A 20,597-nucleotide genomic window follows, 5' to 3' on the forward strand; every position below is an offset into this window, starting at 1 on the left:
AGTTTTTTATAACGGAGGAATACCCAAGTCCGGCTGAAGGGATCGGTCTTGAAAACCGACAGGCGGGTTAAACCGCGCGGGGGTTCGAATCCCTCTTCCTCCGCCATAATAATTATATGGTTTATAACTTATTTACAAAATAATGTATTTTTACCGTCGCGGGGTGGAGCAGTCCGGTAGCTCGTCGGGCTCATAACCCGAAGGTCGCAGGTTCAAATCCTGTCCCCGCAATATGGTCTGGTAGTTCAGTTGGTTAGAATGCCTGCCTGTCACGCAGGAGGTCGCGGGTTCGAGTCCCGTCCAGACCGCCATTTTTTTCCTAGCAGGTTTGCTGCTATTGATATATAGATTTTGGCGATTGTGGCGAAGTGGTTAACGCATCGGATTGTGGTTCCGACATTCGTGGGTTCGATTCCCATCAGTCGCCCCATTACATTCATAATATTGGGCTATAGCCAAGCGGTAAGGCATCGCACTTTGACTGCGACATGCGTTGGTTCAAATCCAGCTAGCCCAGCCATTCTTTAATACCACATTGCGGGTGTAGTTTAGTGGTAAAACCTCAGCCTTCCAAGCTGATGTTGTGAGTTCGATTCTCATCACCCGCTCCATATGGGCCTATAGCTCAGCTGGTTAGAGCGCACGCCTGATAAGCGTGAGGTCGATGGTTCGAGTCCATTTAGGCCCACTATATATACATAAAAATAACCTATTAAGTAAGAGCGATTGCTAATAAAGTAATCGCTCTTTTTGTTTTACGAAGTTAAAAGCATGCCCCGTTAGAAAGAACTCTGTGACGGTCGATAAGAGCGGCTCATAAAGCCCGTCGGCTCAGAAATAAAGCTGTGACGGTCGATAAGAGCAGTTCATAAAGCCCGTCAGTTCAGAAAAATTGCCATGACGGTCGATAGAAGCAATTCATAAAGCCTGTCAGCTCGGATAAATTGGCATGATGGTCGATAAGATCCCTTCTTGCTTAGCCATCCCAATGGTATTTTTCAATTTGCCCCGTGTTCTCTAAAAGACGTGTCCGCAACCCGTTCCACTTGAAATTCCCCGTTCAGGTAGCTGACAACAGTTACACTGCAATTATCATGGTGAAGATATTTTTCGCTTTTGGTTAATTGCATTAAATAATTACCGATAGTTACGCCATGTGAGAATACAAGAATATTTCCTCCTTCAAGCTCATGATTTTTAAGAATCTCATCAATCGCTATACAAGTCCGTGAATAGAGTTTTGAATAGGACTCCCCTTCAGGAGCAGCCAAATTAAAATCAGTAAGACTAAATAAAGTCTCAAGTATATTCCCATATCGAGCGGTAATTTCGGATCTCAATAATGATTCAAGGACACCAAAGTTCATTTCTTTAAGGCGCGCATCGGTCGATAGCGGTATTTTTCGGTCTCCTAATGCATGATTGGCTGTATCAATCACCCGCTGACTCTCACTGCAATAGGCTGCTTTGAATTCAACATCCGCTAATCCTCTTCCAACTGCCTGGGCCTGGGCGATTCCTTTTTCAGTAAGCGGGGAATCAGCAAATCCCTGCAATCGACGTTCCACATTAAATTGCGTTTCTCCATGACGGACAAAATATAGGGTTACTTTTTGGGATTTAGTCACACCGGTCACCTGCTTTTCTAGATTTAATAGAATTCTACCACGAAAAATGGTGGTTTCAGAGCTCTTTTTGAAGGATATTCCAGTTTTAAACAGAATTATAGTACCAATCTGAAATATAGAGGTGAAATTGGTGAAGGTAGATGCAGCAACATTATATTTAATTGACCAAGAAGCTGGCTTAGGCCTGGAGTTTAGCAAATTAGTTTCGATGATGAATTATACGAGAGAAACAACGATACATGCCGTAAAGGATTTAACAATAGAGGAACTGGACTTTCTTTATGATGAGGATGCTAATTCTATCGGGATGCTGCTGGCACATATGGCCGCTGTAGAAAAAACTTATCAGATCGTGACATTTGAAAATCGTGATCTAACCGAGGAGGAGTTTAGCAACTTTCAAGCTGGGCTGGATTTAGGGAGCATTTGGCAGGAATGCATTAAAGAGAAAACAATCGATGATTATCTTAAGGAATTGTCTGATGTTAGAAACACAACCATTGAAAAGTTTAAAACACTTCCCGATGAATGGCTATATGAGCAAGCTCCTTTTTGGTATGACCGGCCAGCCAACAATTTTTTCAAATGGTTTCATGTGTTTGAGGACGAATTAAGTCACAGAGGCCAAATTCGCATTATCAGAAAAATGTTCAATAAACGTAAAAATAATATTTAATCAAGGGGGCCATCATCGACAGATGGCCCCCTTTAAAATTTCAGGTCAGGAATGGATTGGTAGTTCAATAACAAATTCTGTGCCCAGATTATCACTGCTGGCCTGCATCGTTCCTTTATGGTTTTCCACAATCTTTTGTGACACGGGTAAGCCCAAACCGGTTCCAAAATCTTTAGTAGAAAAGAACGGTTCGAAAATATGGGTCAAGATGGAAGGAGGAATGCCTTTCCCGTTATCACTAAAAATAAATTGGACATGTTCAGGAACTACTCTGGTGGAGAGTTTAATTTTTAAAGGAGCATCCCTTTTGGCCTGTACGGAGTTTTGAATTAAATTAATGAAAACCTGCAATAATTCCTCGCGATTACATAGGATGGTAAGATTTTTAGCATCCGGAGGAATATCAATATCCAATTCAACACTGTATAATAACGATTCACTTTTGAGAAATTTCAAAAGGTAATCCCCTAAAAAATGCTGAACTTGAATGAGTTCAAACTCTTTAATCGATGGTTTCGTGATACTCAAGAAATCTGTAATAATTTTATTTGCCCGATCAATTTCTGGAATTAGCAAATTAGAAAATAACTTAGAGGTACTTTCGTCAACCTCTTTTTCAAGGAATTGAAGGTAGCCCCTGACGGTGGTTAGCGGATTCCGTATTTCATGGGCGATACCAGCGGCAATTCGTCCAGCAAGTGCTAGCTTTTCAGCTTCCTTCATTTTTTCTTCAAATAAATACCTGTCCGTGATGTCTCGAAATTGACCAAATCCGCCAATTAATCTTTCTTCCTCATAGATTGGCTGCGCGTCAAATAAACAAACGATATCATTACCATTTTCGTTTGTAAATGTAAGGACTTCGTTTTCATATTTTTCACCATACACAATAACCCGTCGAAAATATTCTCCAATCAAAACAGAATCATATATACTTTTTCCAATCACCGCACTACTTCTTTGGTTAAAAATTTGCAGAGCAAAATCATTAAACTCTATTGTAGTTCCTTTTTCATTTGTTATGATGATGCCATTTCTAGTTCTGCTTAACATAATTTGGTTTAAGATATTAAGCTTTCTATTTTGTTTTCTAAGCAGCAATTCTCTTTCAATAGAATCAACTACCTGAGATAGCATCGTTAGTAATAAAGGATTCTGGTAAAACATCGGCACCATGATGCTTACACTGCCTAATAAATGATCTTCATCGGTGTAATGAAACGGTGCACCGTAACAAGCTATTTCATATAGAAACTTATGATAATGGTCTTTACCTATTAAGGAAATAGGGTGCCTTTGTTGTAAGACTAAGCTAATGACATTTGTCCCCGTATCTTCCTGTGTAAAAAGGCTTCCTATCTTAATACCAAATTCTTCGACAGTAGATTTGATGGTTTCGTCGCCAGCCATATGTAACAAGTATCCGTTTGAATCAGACACACTGATTAAAATAGGGGTTCCCTTTAATGAATCTAAAAGTTTAGTTGAAAAATAACTTACAACTTCCAAGATCTCACTATAGGCTTTCGTTTTCATAAAAAGCTCTTCTTTTGTCAAAAATCTTTTTGGACTTGCTATATCGTTAGGGTCCATTCCAAGTTCTTTGCAGAATCTCTTAGATTGAGTTATATAGTACGGTTCTGTTTCGTCCATCTTCTGTCACTCCAAAGTAGTCAAGAATACTATATTCCTATTTTAAAGACTAATCTTATAATGTTCTATAGGTTTTAACAAAAAACTTCCAATAAAAATTAATTGGATACAGGATTCGTGTTCAAAGTAAGGTGCTTTTTTCCTTTTTGCGGATAGATTCCCTCTGTTTGGAACCAACTCCAAACCAATTCCCCGCTTCTTCTGCCTATCATACCACTCATAATAATGCCTGGCTCTATTAAATTGCTTGGCAGGCCTTTTATGTAGTAAGTACGATTAGTATCGAATTCAGTTAAGACAACGGTGTCCTCGATCCTGCTGGTCACTTCAAATAGACTATCAAGTTGATCAGTACAATGGTTAAATTTCTGATACACCTTCTCAATATCTTGATCGCGATTCCAATCACTTTGATGAATTCGAGGGAAGTCGATTAAAAAGAGGGCATTTAGCAGTTTCTCGCAGACTTTAAGTTCAGAGCTGGCCGCTTGGGCAAATTTCTCGACTACTGAACACCAAGAAGTACCTGCGCGCCGGTCAAGCCACCTGACAAATTTCTTTAATTGAAATAGGAAGGTTTCAACTTCTTTTTCGTTTGGGGTAATTTTCATGGAATGTGGAAAAAAGGTGAAGATCAATTCTTCCCAAAACGCGGACTGACATTGCTGCCATGAGGGAGGGCAGTTATCTTCTAGGTAATTGGCCATAAATTTCGAAATGACACGGAGGAATTCGTTGCGGTTTTGGTCGGAGGGTTTTTCACGTTTGTAGGCAATGAAATCCTTTCCGTAATATAGCAGAAGACCTCGGTGCCGCATGTCAAATTCAGAACTTATTGCTAAATTCATTAAAAATTCCTGTCGTTCCTTTGGATTTGCAAATTCATGTTTAAATGCTTTTACCTGCAAATTGTTTCCACTAAAAAAATCTTTGGTTGTGCCGCTTTTTTTCATAAAACTAATCAACCTGCTTTCTATATTTTTTAAAAATACATGAGAGGCATAGATGGGGAACTTTTGAGGTGACAATCGTATTATATCGTTAATTAGAAATAGTAAGTGTCGGATTAATTGAATTTTTTGTGAATTAAATAACTATCATTTTGGAAGCCATCCTGCTATTTCAAAAATAGTTAGGAGTATCTCAATAACAATGAGAATTACGACGATCCACTCAACAAAAAGGCCGCGGATGGAATGGGAGATGGTAGAAAAACCATCCATGATGTTATACAGAATTTCTGTTTTGCTTTTTAGGATTTTATAGCGGTCGTTCAATTCAAAGAAATCACCCATTTTGTCATAAAATTCGCTGGCGCTGTTGCTGGTCCAGGTAATGTCGGGTTTATCGAGAATCATGATATAGGCAAGGGTATTATACTCATGACGGACGATTTTTGCTGTGGTTCTTGCCAGTTCCTTGTTCCCGATTCGCAGCCTGCCTTTTTCCAATCTGTCAATCATTGTCTCAAGCTTATCATGAATTTGTCCGAGCTGTTCTTCCGTCTTCTCAAGAGCCACCGATTTTGCGAGCACAGTGGATATCACTTCAGGATAAAACTCTTCATATTCAGGTACCACCACATATTCATCGGTTAATTCGATGTTTTCAGTTTCTTGGATGTGAAGACTGTAATCGTCTGTATATTTATCAGCATGTTCGATTTCAAAATCTGGCTCGAAGGAATGGATGTAGGTAAATAAATCTTTCATCTCACGTGCGTCTGAGTGATTTATTAAGACAATGCTGCCAAAAGAAAAAACGAGCACCATTTGAGATTCGTCCACATTTTTTGTAAGTATGGATTTTAGAATATCGCCTTTTAAGATTAGAGGCTCTTCCCAGGTGAATTTTTTCGGAATGCCGCAGTGAATGGCAATTTTATTCAAATCGATTTCATTTGTGATCCCAAAGGCTTTAAAGGTAATTTCCATCACTTGTATCACTCTCTTCATTGAATTGGTCTTATTTCGAGTTTATTCCAGTTCTTTAAAAACATACTAAGCCACACTTAGTGTTTTTAATCGTTATGATTACTAAACACAAAATGAAAAATTATCTCCGATTTTTCTACTGAATATGACATTTATCATGTCCCGTACATGACACCTGCTACTAACAAGTCCATCTTCCTTCCGATATACTTTGATATAACGACACATAAAGAAGGGAATTCCAATCCTATGACCTTACAAGACACTAAAAATTTAAGAAAGCAAGTTGCTCCCTTTGAAAATTCAACAACAAGAGAAAGTGTTTGGCAGATTATTAATACGGTCGCACCGTTTATGATCTTATGGTACCTTGCCTATATTAGCCTGTCTGTTTCTTATTGGTTAGCATTAGTACCATGTATAATAGCTGCAGGATTTTTGACAAGAATTTTCATTATTTTCCATGATTGCACCCATTATTCCTTTTTTAAAAGTCGCCGTGCCAATAGAATATTGGGGACTGCGATGGGGGTATTAACGTTATTCCCGTTTGGTAAATGGGGCCACGAGCATTCTGTTCATCATGCAACAAGCGGTAATTTGGATAAGCGTGGTACAGGTGATATCTGGACCCTTACAGTGGATGAATATTTAGCAGCGCCACTTAAACTTCGTTTAGCCTATCGTTTTTATCGCAATCCTTTTGTCATGTTTGTACTAGGACCAATTTATGTTTTCCTTCTTAAAAATAGATTTAACCGTAAAGGTGCCAAAAAGAAGGAACGCATGAACACATATTTGACGAATATACTGATTGCAGCTGTAATAGGATTGCTGATCTGGGCTATCGGCTGGCAAGCATTCCTTTTAGTGGAAGGTTCCATTTTCATGATTTCAGGGGCAGCAGGCATTTGGCTGTTCTACGTACAGCATACATTTGAAGATTCTTATTTTGAGGAAGATAAAGATTGGGAGTATGTAAAGGCAGCTGTGGAAGGAAGTTCATTCTATAAGCTTCCAAAAGTATTACAATGGCTTACAGGAAATATTGGATTTCACCATGTTCACCATTTAAGCCCAAGGGTGCCGAATTACAAACTGGAAGAAGCGCACAACAACACGCTTCCATTACAAAATGTACCAACGATTTCTCTTGTAACCAGTTTAAAGTCACTCCGATTCCGTTTATGGGATGAGGAAGAAAAGAATTTTGTAACCTTTAAAGATGTTCGAACTATAGCGAAAAAAAGTATTTCTATTCAAGCTAAACCTGAACTATAACTACACCATTTTGGCTGACTCCCCTGCATTTATGGGGAGTTTCTGCATAATGGCTCTGCCCGAATAGGAGAGAGTGTATATGATTCGAATTGTCATTGCCGAAGACCAGGAATTGCTGTTAGGAGCAATAGGTTCCCTGCTTAATATGGAAGATGATATGGAAGTGGTCGGGCAGGCCGGCAATGGAGAAGAGGCCGTTGCTCTTGTGCATCAATTGCAGCCGGATGTCTGTATCATGGATATAGAAATGCCCCAAATGAGCGGACTAGAGGCAGCAGAGGAGTTAAAGTCATTAGGATGTAAAGTCATTATTTTAACAACCTTTGCAAGGGCTGGCTATTTTGAGCGGGCTTTAAAGGCGGATGTAAAGGGGTACTTATTGAAGGATGGTCCAAGTGAGGAGTTAGCCTGCTCGATTCGCAGCATCATGGCTGGAAATACAATCTACAGCCCCGAACTAATGGATGTAGGTTCTATTGAAAAGGAACAGGAAATAGAGTTGCTGGAAAAGCCCGTTGCAGACCCAATCTTAACTAACACGTCGCGAGACAAATTAGGAATGGTCAGACATTATTTTTCAACAATCTGGGATAAAATGAAGCTGCCAACTGGTTAGCAAAGATTATATATGAGCGAACAGTGCCTGTCACTGTTCGCTTTTTTTGTTAAGTATAAGTTAAGGTTGGCACACGATAATAGGCCTATCAAATAAAAGCTCCCACGGAGAATGGTCGTAACACTATCGTGGGTGAAAGGAGCAGGATTAGTGAAAAAGTGGGTTTGGATCATAGTAAGTGTTTTGGTAATTGGATTTGTAGGGTATCAGTGGTTTCATTCAAAATCAAGCAGCAATGAAGTGACAGCACAAACAAGGACCGCAGTCGTGCAAAAAGGAAAGCTAGAAGTAAAAATCAGCGGCTCAGGTACGGTGGAGCCAATTACAAGCGAAGATATAAAATCAACAATTGATAATAACGAAATAGATGAAGTGCTGGTTACAACCGGTGAGGAAGTGAAAGAGGGAGATGAAATGATTACCTTCACAGATGACAGTGATCCTATCACGGCTCCAGCCGATGGTGTGGTAACAACTGTTTCAGTAGCTGCAGGTGAGCGCGTCACAAACGGACAGGCAGTGGCGCATTTGACCAACTACAAAAATTTACAAACAGTTGTCCAAGTTGATGAGCTGGACATACCGAAAATTAAAAAGGATCAAGCAGTCAGCTTAACGGTAAGCGCCTATCCTGATAAAACCTATACAGGGAAAGTGACTGCGGTAGCAGAGGAAGGTACCTCAGCAAACGGGTCATCTACTTTTGATGTAACGATTCATATTGAACAGCCAGACAATCTAAAGGTTGGCATGAGTACTGAGGCAAGCATTCTAACGAATAGCAAAGAAAATGCACTTTATGTCCCAGTCGATGCCGTTCACACAAATAATAATGAAAAATATGTCTTTATTGCTTCAGCCGGCACAAACACTGATAACGCTGCTGGCACGAATGATCAAAAGACCGTGAAAACAGGGATTGCTACAGATGAATATGTGGAAATAACGGAGGGAGTAAGTGAAGGTGACAATATTCTCTTACCACAGGTTTCTACCAGCAGTTCCTCCAATAGCCAAGGAGGGATGATGCAAGGTATGGGCGGCATGGGTGGAATGACCGGAGGAGGAATGCCTCCAAATGGCGGCGGAATGGGCGCACCAAGCGGAACTGGAAAAGGCGGTAATTAATAATCGCATCAATCAATTAATGATGTGTTAAAAGTCATTGTTGATTTTTAACAATGTTGATTGGAGCGGAAGGTGCGAAGACTCCTGCGGGAGTACGGGGCAGGGGAGACCCCGCAGGCGCCAAGGCGCTGAGGAGACTCCCCGGCACGCCCGCGAACCGCTCGCACCTGGAGCGCAAATCAACAACTAAGTTTAACAGCCATATTAATTAATACGAGGAGTATGATGATGAAAAAAACGAGAAAAGCACATTTATGGATTGGTTTAATTTGTTCTATATTTATTTTAATGGAGTCTATCACGGGTTTGTTAATGAATGAGCCGTGGCTTATCGGACAATCCCAGACGGAAAGAATGGGGAATATCCAGCCAGGGCAAATGAACCCAGGCCAATTGCCAGGAACAAGCTCAGATTCAAGCCAAGCACCTGGACAACCACAAGGTCAGACGAAAGGACAAAACCAGACTAATAACCAGACTCAAGCCCAACCTGGGGCTAACACAAACGGCCAGTTTCCAGGTCAAGGCGGTCTCCGAGGAGAAAATTCCCAAGGTTCCTTCATGAGTATCATCAGAGGTCTGCATGAAGGAAGAATTGGAACAACCAATATTAAATGGTTAATCGACCTTACTGCAATTGCGATGATTTTCTTAACAGGGTCAGGAATCTACCTATCGTTAAAAGTACTTGGTGGTAATAAAAAAAGGAAAAATGGAAGAATCGAAAACGAAGTAGCATAGGGCGCCGAGTACCCCGTTGCAACAAAAATATAGAGGCATCTTCTGAAAAAGAAGATGCCTAAACTTATTAGAACGATTCTGCCAATTCATATTCAATTCATATATGTTTTGTATAATCCTTTTTATAAGATTTGAAAGGATGTAAATATATATGAAAAAAGGAAAGAAACAAAAAGGATGGCGCCAATTTATTAACCTTGTGCAGCAAACAAGGCCGCCTAAACTTTTACTTTGGATCGCATTACTATTAAGTGTAAGTACGACTTTGGTGGGGCTATTGGTTCCGCTTTTTACAAAAAATCTGATTAACGATTTTTCGATTAGTGCATTAAGTACAGGGAGAATCCTTCTCCTTATTGGTGCTCTTTCTGTTCAAGCCATAGCGAGCGGAATATCCATTTATCTATTAAGCCATATCGGTCAATCCGTTGTTGCGGGAATTCGTGAGCGATTATGGAAGAAGCTCCTTGTCCTGCCGATCCATTTTTATGATGAACATCAATCAGGAGACACCGTCAGCAGAATGACAAATGATACGGCAGTGGTCAAAGGATTGATAACGGAGCATCTTTCCGGTTTTCTAACAGGCATCATTTCCATCATTGGTTCACTCGTTGTTTTACTGATTTTGGATTGGAAAATGACATTGTTAATGTTTATTGCGATTCCACTTTCGGCATTGATTTTAGTGGTATTAGGGAAAAAAATGCACCAGGTATCAAAAGGGATGCAGGACGAAACGGCACGATTTACTTCAGTCCTCCAGCAAGTGTTATCTGAAATACGTCTCGTCAAAGCATCGAATGCGGAACCTTTAGAGTATAAGAATGGAAAAATGGGGATTAACCAATTGTTTCTATATGGTTTAAAAGAGGCAAAGATTCAAGCGTTAATCACGCCGCTAATTGGGCTTGTAATCATGGTATTACTTGTTGTCATTCTAGGCTATGGCGGCATGAGAGTTTCTTCAGGAGCTTTAACAGCAGGCGACTTAGTCGCATTCATTATGTATCTTTTCCAGATAGTCATGCCAATGGGGCAAATTGCCGGTTTTATTACCCAATTTAATAAATCAACTGGTGCAACAGAACGGATTATCGCCATCATGGATTCGTTTGAGGAACAGGACAACGCAGATCATCCTGTTCAAAATGTGCATCAAACCATTACAGTCGATCATTTGAATTTTTCTTATAAAAAAGGTGAAGAGGTACTTAAGGATGTAAGTTTTTCTATCGAGGCAGGAAAGGTGACAGCGATAGTGGGTCCTAGCGGCAGTGGAAAAACAACGCTTTTTTCATTACTTGAGCGTTTTTACCAACCGCAGAGTGGTGAAATTCGTCTTGGCGAAGAATCGATTAATGATTTTTCGCTGGAATCATGGCGGAGTCAAGTTGGCTATGTATCACAGGAAAGCCCTATTATTTCGGGCACCATTCGTGATAATATCTGTTACGGCATCGAAAAAACTGTTGAGGATGCGGACTTGTATCGCGTGGCAAAAATGGCCTATGCGGATCAATTTATTTCCGAGCTGCCGAATGGCTATGATACAGAGGTTGGGGAAAGAGGAATGAAATTATCCGGTGGTCAAAGACAACGAATTGCGATTGCACGTGCCTTTTTAAGGGATCCAAAAATATTAATGTTAGATGAAGCAACCTCCAGTCTTGATAGTAAATCGGAATTGGTTGTCCAGCAGGCATTGCAAAATTTAATGAAGGGTCGAACTACCCTCGTTATTGCCCATCGTTTATCCACTGTGATTGATTCAGACCAAATTATCTTTCTAGAAAAGGGAAAAATGACAGGAAGCGGTACTCATGAACAACTATTACAAACTCACTCCCTGTATCGCGAATTTGCAGAGCAGCAATTACGTTTGAAAGAAATTGTTTAAAAGGAATGAGAAGCAATGGCCAAAATAGTAATGGTCGATGATGATACCCATATTCGCGAACCCCTCCTATTTTAAAAAAGGAGGGGTTCGTGCTTTATTTTATCTATTTATATCAATTTTAGACACAAATAGGTTGAATTGGTGTATTTTATTTTTCAGAAAATTCTTTTACTATATTTGTAGTTTCTAAAATTTATGGAAATGAAGGGAAGGATTATTTTGTTAAAACCCATTTCATTAAAACGTACATCTCCATTAAGTCCTGAACAAGTGAAACAATATGAAGAAGACGGCTATTTAGTCATTAGGAATGGATGCAGTGAAGATTTGATTGAAGCATTTAATTCACATATATACACTACGCGTTCAGCTGAGCAACTTTCAGACTGGGCGAATCCACGTAAAGGGCATGAAGTCAGTGACACGGATCGTTTCTCAGTACGTTTGTTTAACCCTCATTTACATGATGGTTTTTCCTTACAAATGATGAAATTACCAATTGTCCGCGATACTTTAGCACAGCTACTAGGCGATGAAGCGGTCGGAGTTCAAAGTATGTACTTCTATAAATCCCCAGGCTCTCCGGGTCAAGCTGCCCATCAAGATTATTATTATATTGATAACAAGCCAAATACGCTTACAGCCGCATGGATTGCGATGGAAGATGTTGATGAGGAAAACGGTTGTTTATGGGTCATCCCCGGAAGCCACAAGGAAGGATTACTGCCTCATGGAAGAGTAAAGGATGTAAACGAGCATGAAGCATGGACGGACGAAACGGAAGGGGCCGATTTATCAAAACAGATACCTGTTGTCATGAATAGCGGAGATATCGTGTTCTTCCATAATTTACTCATACATTCCTCTGGGAAGAACCGTACAGATGACAGATGGCGCAGATCTTACGTGTGTCACTATATCCGCCGTGATTCAACCATTGAAAGAGAAGATTTGAAGAATAAAATTTCTTTATATTAATTATTCTAAATCGAATAGAAGGAAAAGTAGAGAATTTATCGAACTCCATAACACGATTATTATAAAAATAAGGGTGAAGAGACGATGAACAATACTATTAGGGCGGCTGAGAAAAATCCGCCCCTTTTTATTAAAGATGCTCACGCGGGTTCCATCGTTTATCCTCCTGGAGGTCAGTTTGGTCCTCGATTTCAAAATGACTTGCAATTAGTGTTGCTTCATACGGGTTCGATGGAAATATACATTGACGGAGTATCAAATCAAATCCCAGTCGGACATGTTGTATTCTTAAAACCGGGTCATCAAGAAAAATTTATTTTTGCTAAAGGGGAAGAAACATGGCATCGCTGGATAACCATTACTGCAGAGATTCTCAGTGAAAAAATGTTAGACGATTTCGAAAGTCTTCCTTTATACATTCCTATCTCTGATAAAATGAATCAATTAACGAGTCTAATGATGGCGATTCACCGTGATCATTCCGAGAATAACCATGAAGTTATTTGCTCTTTAGGGCAGTCATCCGTGCTGCTTTATATTACGGAATGCCGAAAACAGTACATAAGCAAGGTTCATCCATCCGTACTAATGGCAAAAGAATTCATCCATGAAAAATTCCACGAAGAATTGTCGTTGAAGGTTTTAGCCGATAAAAGCGGTGTGAGCCCGGAACATCTCATTCGTTTATTTCAAAAACTTGAAAATAGAACTCCTGTTCAATACTTATGGCACTATCGGATCGAACGCGGTATTGAACTTTTGCGTAATACGGGACTGCCGATTGGGGAAATTGCCTACCAAACTGGATTTAAAACATCATACCATTTTGCTCGTTTAGTCAAAAAACATACAGGTAGTACACCTTCCGAAATACAAAAACAGGCTAGCAGGAAAGCTTAAGGAGTGAATCATGTGGAAATAAAAATCGTGAAAGCATTGTGGGGCATGGCGGAACCGTTAGAAGAATGCTTTAAAATGATTAAAGAGGCGGGTTATTCAGGTGTAGAATCCGTTTTGCCAGATAAGGAAGATGAAAATCAATTTAAAGAGCTTCTTGAAAAATATGAATTAGATTATATCACACAAATTTTAACTTACGGCGACTATTTAGCCTCGTTGGAAACACAAGTGGAACGTGCACTTGAATTCAAACCGCTTCTCATTAATTCTCATAGTGCTAAAGATGATATGCCTTATGATGATCAATTGCATTTTTTTGAAAATGCTGTTCAACTTGAAAAAGTTGTAAATGTGCCAATTGTCCATGAAACGCATCGCGGCAGAGCGATGTTCACGCCATGGAACACGGTGAGATTGCTAAATGATGTTAAGGATTTAAAAATAACTGCAGACTTTAGCCACTGGTGCTGTGTAGGTGAATCCTTATTAGAAGACCAAACAGAAAATTTGGAAATAGCGATGAAGCGGGCCTATCACGTTCATCTTCGTGTAGGTTACCCTGGCGGCCCTCAAGTACCAGATCCTAGTGCACCGGAGTATAGAAATGAATTGTTAGCACATGAAAAATGGTGGAAACAAATCTATCTAAACCGTCAAAAAGAAGGCAAGTCTTTTTTAACAGCAGCTCCTGAATTTGGTCCTCCGCCATTTTATATGCATACATTGCCCTACACTAATCAGCCTGTAAGTGATTTGTGGTCTATTAATCTTTGGATGGCAAATAGATTTAGAGAACAAATTGAAATGCTTAGTGATCCTAAGGGAGAAAGCATGATTTAATGTAAATCTGAAATCAGAGGGTGTAGAAATATGTCGTACTTTTCCAAGAAAATTCAGAAAAAAATTGTTGGGATTGTAAAATAAAGTGATATACTAACCTTAACTGGTAATGACATCATGACTGTGTGGAAAATATACTTTAAATTTATACATTAAAGGAAGAGTTTAATATGTTGAATCTTACTGAAACGGAAGAGCTTTTATTATTTCATCCAATACAATCCGCGGGTCCGATTCCAACAATATGTGATCCAGATGGAGTCTATCCATATGAGAGTTTTGTAGAAACTTTTGAGAGACCATCTTTGATCAAAGTAAAAATGATCATCATGGAAAATAATTTCCTCAAAATTAAGATTTGCCCTGATTTAGGGGGGAAGGTTTTCTCTTTAATTGATAAATCAAGCAATAAAGAAGTATTATACGATTCTAGTTCAGTAAAACCTGTACGTATTTTGCCAAGAATGGCATTTCTAAGTGGAGGAATTGAAGTCAGTTTTCCAATTTCACATACACCTGTTCAGATTGAAGCAGTACAGTATAAGGTGGAAATTAAAAATAATCGAATCTATATTTGGTGCGGCGAAAAGGAAGTCCGATATGGCATGCAGTGGACAATAGAATTTTCGTTAGGAGAGTTTGACCATTTTTTAACACAAAGATCATTATTTTATAACCCGACTTCGAAGAGCCACCCATGGATGTCTTGGTCTAATGCTGCTTTACCTGTTAGAGATGATACGGAACTATATTTTCCGGAAGGGGATGTCCTCTATCATGGCCATGAAATGAAAAATTTTCGTTGGAATGGTGATGAGTCGATTCGATTGAATAAGTTTGACCATATGGCAGGATTTTTTTGGGAAAATGCGGCAACAAACGCTTTTGGTGTTTTTACACCTAGTTTAGAATCGGGGCTTTACCATATCTCTGATAAAAATGATGTACCTGGCATCAAACTTTGGACCTATGGAATTGGCAAGGATGAAAAGTGGGCATTCAATACATCGCTAAAAAATGAATCCTACGTTGAAATACAAGCTGGACCGATTAAAGATCAGTCCATCAAAGAGGAATTGGCACCTGGTGAAGTAAAGGTATATTGTGAATATTGGATTCCTGTTTCAAAATCTTGTAATATCAATGAATTGGCGATTCCTCCTGTAAATTTGATTTCTCAAAAAGAGATTCCTAGGTTCAACTGGACAAGAAGGGCAAAAGTTTTACCGTGGATTGAACTATTAAATGCATTCGATAATGAAACAACGAATGAACTGCCTGATCCTCCCGAAGCAAATCATAACACTTGGCCGCCTTCAGGTATGTATGAATTAGAAGAAGCTCTAACCTGGGCTATGAAGCATTCAGATGCCTGCAAAAGCGATTTATGGAATTTTTATTTAGGTGTTTGGTATGCAGGAAATGAAAGGTATGACGAAGGATTACAAGTCCTTTCTGAAGTTAGAAACGATTTTGCTCGAATAGTAGAAGCCAGAATATATTTGCGTAATAAAAAATTACCATTTCAATGCCTTAAGGCTCTTTCTAATATAAACCTACCTTCTTTATCTTTGCACCCTCAGATTATCATTGAAAGAGATCTAGCATTAGAATTAATGGGTGAAGAGCAAATGGATGAAAGAGATGACTGGCTGGAGCAAGTAAGTGCACTAAATGATGAAGAATTGATTGAACGAAGATGCCAACTGTTATTTGATCAAAAAAGATACGATGAAGCGAAAAAGTTATTGGAATCAACAAACTTCTCGCTTGTTCACCAGCGGTATAGCCGTACAAATCTGTGGAATTTGATAAATGAAAGACTTGGTTTGAGAGATCCCTTGCCCGAAAATCTAGGGGAGGATCAACTCGCTATATTTGGTCAATATCGAATTTTCGACGATCAGGAATAAAGCTTACTATCATTATTTTGTAATGAAATCAAGCGGATGAAAGAAATTCCTTCTCTCTTGATCAAGGAAACGCTTACAATTTTCCTATTGACATCCGAAATCTTCAGAATATAATGAAACTACAGGGGTCCTTTATGGACCTATAAATTTTCCTTAATTATTTAAGTTTATTAATTAATATAGTTTAATATGGGTTTGGGGGATTAAAATGAAGTCATTTCTACCAAATGATATTAAGGATGAAAATAGAAAAATTATTTTTGATATTTTGTTACAACATCCTGAGTTGGCAAAAGTTGAAATTACAGAGAAAACAGCAATGAGCTTTGTTACGGTAAGTAAGATTGTAAATTTCTTTGATGAAATCGGATTATTAACCACTACGGGTGAAAGTCGGGATGGAAATGGTGGTTTAGGCAGAAAAAGAACAGTCTATCGCTTTAATGAGAACAGTTACGTTACGATTGGACTACAATTTATTGGGAAAAAAATTACTGCTTTACTAGTAAACTTGCATAGCAAAATTATTGATTCTTATTCCACTGAAACAGATATCCCTTTTTATGATAAAGACTTTACTTTTCTTTTTAATGACATTGTTATGCGTATGATAAACAAGGCTAAAGAAACAAACAGTATTGTTTTAGGAATTGGCATCGGTGTTGATGGAGCGATCAATACGAGGAAAAAAACAATCAGAATGAAAACCGATGATGGTACGGAAAAAGATTTTGATTACGAAATGATTATCGGAAATTTAGAAAATGAAGTTGATTTGCCAATTCTTCTTGAAAATGATGTAAACGCTTCAACGGTTGCTGAATTTCGAAATTTGGAAAACGCTAAGGAAACCCCAAGGGATTTGGTTCATATAGCTGTAGGGGATGGAATTGGTGCAGGCATAATCTTAAACAAAGATTTGTATAGAGGATTCAATGCAAGCGCAGGGGAACTGCAGTATATGTGCTTTGATTCGGAATATAAGAAAACGCCATCTTCAGTTGGTTGGTTAGAAGGTAAATTAGGGATTAATAATTTGTTAAACCATTATAACTTAAATACTGATGAAGACCTCGAAGCCTGTGTAGATTATATATCAAAAAATCTTGCCTTAGCCATTATTAATATTATTAGTATTTTGGATATCGATCAAATCATTATAAGCGGAAAGACCATAGCATTATTTCCAGATCGTGTTTTAAATAGTACGAAAAAATATATCGAACAATACACAGAATGGTCTCCAAATATTTTTGTTAGTGTTGCGAATAATTCAAGTGCCATTGGAGCAGCTATTTTAACACTTCAACGTGAAATGATTAAGGTCATTTCTATGTAAAGCTATAGGAGTGAATAATCATGATAAGAATTTTTGAAAATGAAGAAGAAGTTGCAAACGAAATAGCAAAAGAAATGAAGGAATATTTATTACATGATGAAAATCCGGTATTTTGCTTAGCCTCGGGCAGCACACCAGAAAAAAGTTATCGCAAGTTTGCTATAGAAGTAGAAGATGAAAGTAGAGTAAAAGACCTTAAGATCGTAAGTTTAGATGAATGGGTAGGAATTGATCGAGTTTCTGAAGGAAGCTGCTATCAAATGCTAAACAAAGATTTATTTTCTCTTGTCGGCTTAACTAGTGAGCAAATAGAATTTTTCGATGGAACAAGGCCTGACTTAGAAAAAGAGTGTTCAAGAATTGATGATTTTATTGAGAAGAATCCCATTACGTTCAGTCTAATGGGTGTCGGCATGAATGGACACATTGGCCTAAATGAGCCTGGATGTTGGGTTTTGAATCATAGTAGTGTAGTAGATTTATCAGAAAAGACAAAGGAAGTCGCCCAGAAATATTTTAATAACCATACAGATTTAGAGAAAGGGATTACCCTAGGACTAAGTCAAGTCATCAATAGTAAAAGAGTCATTGTAGCGATTACTGGCGAACGAAAGGCTCAAATAGCCAAAGAAATTGTCTTAAATCCAGAAGCAATATTGCCAGCACAGGAATTGCTGGGATATGAACATATAGACTTCTTCTTGGATATGGAAGCAGCGAAATATATTAATTGCAATAAAGATTGAGGAGTTTACATGATGAGAGGCAGTGTTATTGGGATAGATATTGGAGGGACAAACATCCGAGTTGGATTGGTTGATGAAAATCTTCATTTAATTCGGAAAGCAGCAGCGTTGACGAGTGATTTCCAAAATGCTGATGAAATGTTTAGACATATTAAAAAGATGACTGAGAAAGTGAATGAAACAAAAGAAGCCAGTAAAATCGGGCTTGCCCTACCTATTCCGTGGCATGAAGAAACTGAATGTATTTTGGATGCAACCAACATTCCTTGTTTAGAAGGAATGACAATCAAAAAAATAAAATCCTACTTTCCCGAATACGAAGTTTACTTTGAAAATGATGTGAACGTTATAGCAATCCTGGAATCAGATCATGGAGCCTCCAAGGAATTTAATGAATCCATGTATATCACGATTAGTACAGGAATCGGAAGCGGCATTATTTATAATAAAGAAATTGTTCATGGTGCACACGGTTATGCCGGAGAAATTGGGAGTATGATCATCTCTGATAGTAAAAAAAATCATTCCACACTATATGATGGAACCTTAGAATCCCTCTGCAGTGGTTATGCCTTAGAAATGAAAAGCAAGCATTTGTATGGTACTGATGCTACAACACAATTGTTATTTGAAAACTATCAAAAAGGCGATAAAAAAGCTAAAGAAGTTATTCATATATGGGTTGAGCATTTTTCAAGTGCGATTGCTTCTTTGATTCAGACCTTAGATCCAAGTGTTTTTGTTGTAGGTGGAGCAGTTATATTCAACAACCAATGGTTAATTGAAAAAGTAAATGAAAGCGCTAAACATAAAGTTCTAGAGAATTTAAGAGACAAAGTAAAAATTGTTATTTCGGAATTCGGCCTGGATGCAGGAGTTATCGGAGCTGGATATATAGCTTTAAAAAATTCTAAAGGAGAATGATAGCTATGAAAAAAATGAAGGTATCGTTAATTGGAGCTGGAAGTGTGTCTTTTGCATTAGGAGCTCTTCAAGATATGGTTCTGTCAAATAGGCTGAAGAATCAGGTTGAACTGGAAATTGCTCTTATGGATATTAATGAAGCAAATGTGAATAGGACCTATAAATATGCAACAGAAATGTTTACAGCATTTTCACATCCAGCAAAGATTTGGCAAACAACAAATTTAGAAGAAGCTTTAATAAATGCTGATTTTGCTATAGTTGCCATTGAAGTTGAACGATATTTTTATTGGTCTCAAGACTTTCATATTCCTCGTCGTTATGGCAGTAAACAAATTTATGGCGAAAATGGCGGGCCGGGTTCTATGTTCCATACTTTGAGAAATTTAGGGCCGATGCTTGAAATTGCGAAAACAATGGAAAAAGTTTGTCCAAATGCGTGGTTTATTAATTATACGAATCCAGAAGCGAAGTTAGTAGAAGCCATTTCAAAACTAACATCTATTAAAGTAGTAGGGTTATGTCATGGTTTAGATATGGGAATTCATCAATTATCTGAATTTTTGGAAATGGATACAAGTGAAATTGGCATTGAAGGCGGAGGGCTAAATCACTTTGGCTTCTTTACGAAAATTTGGAATAAAGAAACAGGTGAAGATTTATATCCATTATTTGATGAAAAAGAACGAAAAGCAAATCGATTAGCGAAATTTGAACACTTCGCTTTATCAAGAACCCTTTATCACACTTATGGTTATTATCCATATCCAGGTACTAATCATTGCGGTGAATATATCTCTTATGCTGAAGACTTTTATGCAGGGTTATCACTGCAGTATCGCTATGACCCAATCAGAGAAAAACTATGGCAGAAGGACTCTAGAACACCGGATTTTGTGTATTGCGCAAGCGGTAACAATTTAGATCAAGAATTATTCTCTCAAGTACAGACACAAGAGCTATGGACGGAGCAAGCGTATAAATTTGATAAAGACAATGTTCAAAATAGTTGTGAATACGCAATCCCAATTATTGAAGCGATTTTCTTTGACGATGAAATTCAATTAAACGCGGTAAATATGCAAAATAACGGGGCTATCAAAGGCCTTCCTGATGATATGGTAGTTGAAACACAAGCCATTGTTAATGGCCGCGGAATCACCCTTAAACCAATGACAGTAGAACTACCAACTGCCATTATCGGAACTATTCATATTCAAGGAACAATCCATAAATTATTAATAGAGGCGTACCTGGAGAAATCAAAAACAAAACTATTACAAGCTATTTTACTAGATCCGCAAGCCCCTACCTATTATCAAGCTTGTGCCATGATTGATGAAATGTGCGAATTGCAAAAAGATATTCTGCCAAAACTAGAGTGGAAGTAATTTTCTGCT

The 20,597-nt window shown here is 38.4% G+C and carries 18 protein-coding genes and 7 tRNA genes; 21 read left to right on the top strand and 4 right to left on the bottom strand.

The window, feature by feature from the left end:
* The first annotated feature begins 13 nt into the window (after positions 1-13).
* From AC59HZ_RS11935 to AC59HZ_RS11965, 7 genes are all read left to right on the top strand, one after another.
* Positions 14-106: transfer RNA gene (locus tag AC59HZ_RS11935), tRNA-Ser, on the top strand.
* Between the two features lie 51 nt (positions 107-157).
* Positions 158-231, top strand: a tRNA-Met gene (locus AC59HZ_RS11940).
* A 3-nt stretch (positions 232-234) separates the two neighbouring features.
* Positions 235-311 (top strand) — tRNA-Asp (locus AC59HZ_RS11945).
* Between the two features lie 43 nt (positions 312-354).
* Positions 355-430, top strand: a tRNA-His gene (locus AC59HZ_RS11950).
* Between the two features lie 15 nt (positions 431-445).
* Positions 446-520: transfer RNA gene (locus AC59HZ_RS11955), tRNA-Gln, on the top strand.
* A 17-nt stretch (positions 521-537) separates the two neighbouring features.
* Positions 538-611, top strand: a tRNA-Gly gene (locus AC59HZ_RS11960).
* A 3-nt stretch (positions 612-614) separates the two neighbouring features.
* Positions 615-688, top strand: a tRNA-Ile gene (locus AC59HZ_RS11965).
* Positions 689-998: 310 nt separating this feature from the next.
* On the opposite strand, the gene AC59HZ_RS11970 is transcribed toward AC59HZ_RS11965, so the two are convergent.
* Positions 999-1,628: a histidine phosphatase family protein gene (locus AC59HZ_RS11970; protein ID WP_496546052.1), complete on the bottom strand. Its 630-nt coding sequence runs from the start codon at positions 1,626-1,628 to the stop codon at positions 999-1,001.
* Positions 1,629-1,836: 208 nt separating this feature from the next.
* On the opposite strand from AC59HZ_RS11970, the gene AC59HZ_RS11975 reads away from it, so the two are divergent.
* On the top strand, positions 1,837-2,304 hold the full coding sequence (locus AC59HZ_RS11975) for a DinB family protein (RefSeq protein WP_496546580.1): 468 nt from the start codon (positions 1,837-1,839) through the stop codon (positions 2,302-2,304).
* A 45-nt stretch (positions 2,305-2,349) separates the two neighbouring features.
* On the opposite strand, the gene AC59HZ_RS11980 is transcribed toward AC59HZ_RS11975, so the two are convergent.
* The 3 genes from AC59HZ_RS11980 to AC59HZ_RS11990 all read right to left on the bottom strand — a co-directional run bounded on the left by AC59HZ_RS11980 (position 2,350) and on the right by AC59HZ_RS11990 (position 5,912).
* Positions 2,350-3,957 (bottom strand): ATP-binding protein, encoded by a 1,608-nt coding sequence (locus AC59HZ_RS11980; protein WP_496546053.1) that lies wholly within the window; start codon positions 3,955-3,957, stop codon positions 2,350-2,352.
* 98 nt (positions 3,958-4,055) lie between these two features.
* Complete coding sequence (locus tag AC59HZ_RS11985) at positions 4,056-4,910, bottom strand: hypothetical protein (RefSeq protein ID WP_496546054.1); 855 nt, start codon at positions 4,908-4,910, stop codon at positions 4,056-4,058.
* A 144-nt stretch (positions 4,911-5,054) separates the two neighbouring features.
* A complete protein-coding gene (locus AC59HZ_RS11990) occupies positions 5,055-5,912 on the bottom strand; it encodes an RMD1 family protein (RefSeq protein ID WP_496546055.1) in 858 nt (285 codons plus the stop codon).
* A gap of 228 nt (positions 5,913-6,140) precedes the next feature.
* Here AC59HZ_RS11990 and desA point away from each other — a divergent pair, with 228 nt between their 5' ends.
* From desA to AC59HZ_RS12055, 13 genes are all read left to right on the top strand, one after another.
* The gene (gene desA / locus AC59HZ_RS11995) at positions 6,141-7,172 is read left to right on the top strand and encodes a Delta(5) desaturase DesA (RefSeq protein ID WP_496546056.1); all 1,032 of its coding nucleotides are present in this window, start codon (positions 6,141-6,143) and stop codon (positions 7,170-7,172) included.
* Positions 7,173-7,251: 79 nt separating this feature from the next.
* Positions 7,252-7,788 carry a response regulator gene (locus AC59HZ_RS12000; RefSeq protein WP_496546057.1) on the top strand — a complete coding sequence of 179 codons (537 nt, stop codon included), beginning with the start codon at positions 7,252-7,254 and terminating at the stop codon, positions 7,786-7,788.
* 150 nt (positions 7,789-7,938) lie between these two features.
* Complete coding sequence (locus AC59HZ_RS12005) at positions 7,939-8,916, top strand: efflux RND transporter periplasmic adaptor subunit (RefSeq protein WP_496546058.1); 978 nt, start codon at positions 7,939-7,941, stop codon at positions 8,914-8,916.
* 222 nt (positions 8,917-9,138) lie between these two features.
* Positions 9,139-9,657 carry a PepSY-associated TM helix domain-containing protein gene (locus AC59HZ_RS12010; RefSeq protein WP_496546059.1) on the top strand — a complete coding sequence of 173 codons (519 nt, stop codon included), beginning with the start codon at positions 9,139-9,141 and terminating at the stop codon, positions 9,655-9,657.
* A 151-nt stretch (positions 9,658-9,808) separates the two neighbouring features.
* Entirely contained in the window at positions 9,809-11,557 is a 1,749-nt protein-coding gene (locus AC59HZ_RS12015; protein ID WP_496546060.1) for an ABC transporter ATP-binding protein, read from the top strand.
* A 219-nt stretch (positions 11,558-11,776) separates the two neighbouring features.
* Entirely contained in the window at positions 11,777-12,535 is a 759-nt protein-coding gene (locus tag AC59HZ_RS12020) for a phytanoyl-CoA dioxygenase family protein (RefSeq protein ID WP_496546061.1), read from the top strand.
* 84 nt (positions 12,536-12,619) lie between these two features.
* Positions 12,620-13,435, top strand: a complete 816-nt coding sequence (locus AC59HZ_RS12025; RefSeq protein ID WP_496546062.1) for a helix-turn-helix domain-containing protein — start codon at positions 12,620-12,622, stop codon at positions 13,433-13,435.
* Positions 13,436-13,447: 12 nt separating this feature from the next.
* Entirely contained in the window at positions 13,448-14,275 is an 828-nt protein-coding gene (locus AC59HZ_RS12030; RefSeq protein WP_496546063.1) for a sugar phosphate isomerase/epimerase family protein, read from the top strand.
* A gap of 170 nt (positions 14,276-14,445) precedes the next feature.
* Positions 14,446-16,188, top strand: a complete 1,743-nt coding sequence (locus AC59HZ_RS12035) for a DUF5107 domain-containing protein (RefSeq protein ID WP_496546064.1) — start codon at positions 14,446-14,448, stop codon at positions 16,186-16,188.
* A gap of 208 nt (positions 16,189-16,396) precedes the next feature.
* Positions 16,397-17,527, top strand: a complete 1,131-nt coding sequence (locus tag AC59HZ_RS12040; protein WP_496546065.1) for an ROK family protein — start codon at positions 16,397-16,399, stop codon at positions 17,525-17,527.
* 20 nt (positions 17,528-17,547) lie between these two features.
* Positions 17,548-18,273, top strand: coding sequence for a 6-phosphogluconolactonase (locus tag AC59HZ_RS12045; protein WP_496546066.1), 726 nt, complete (start codon positions 17,548-17,550; stop codon positions 18,271-18,273).
* Between the two features lie 12 nt (positions 18,274-18,285).
* Entirely contained in the window at positions 18,286-19,197 is a 912-nt protein-coding gene (locus AC59HZ_RS12050; RefSeq protein WP_496546581.1) for an ROK family protein, read from the top strand.
* 5 nt (positions 19,198-19,202) lie between these two features.
* Positions 19,203-20,588 (top strand): family 4 glycosyl hydrolase, encoded by a 1,386-nt coding sequence (locus AC59HZ_RS12055; RefSeq protein ID WP_496546067.1) that lies wholly within the window; start codon positions 19,203-19,205, stop codon positions 20,586-20,588.
* Positions 20,589-20,597: the final 9 nt, after the last annotated feature.

This window comes from Neobacillus sp. DZ-9 (assembly GCF_059587065.1).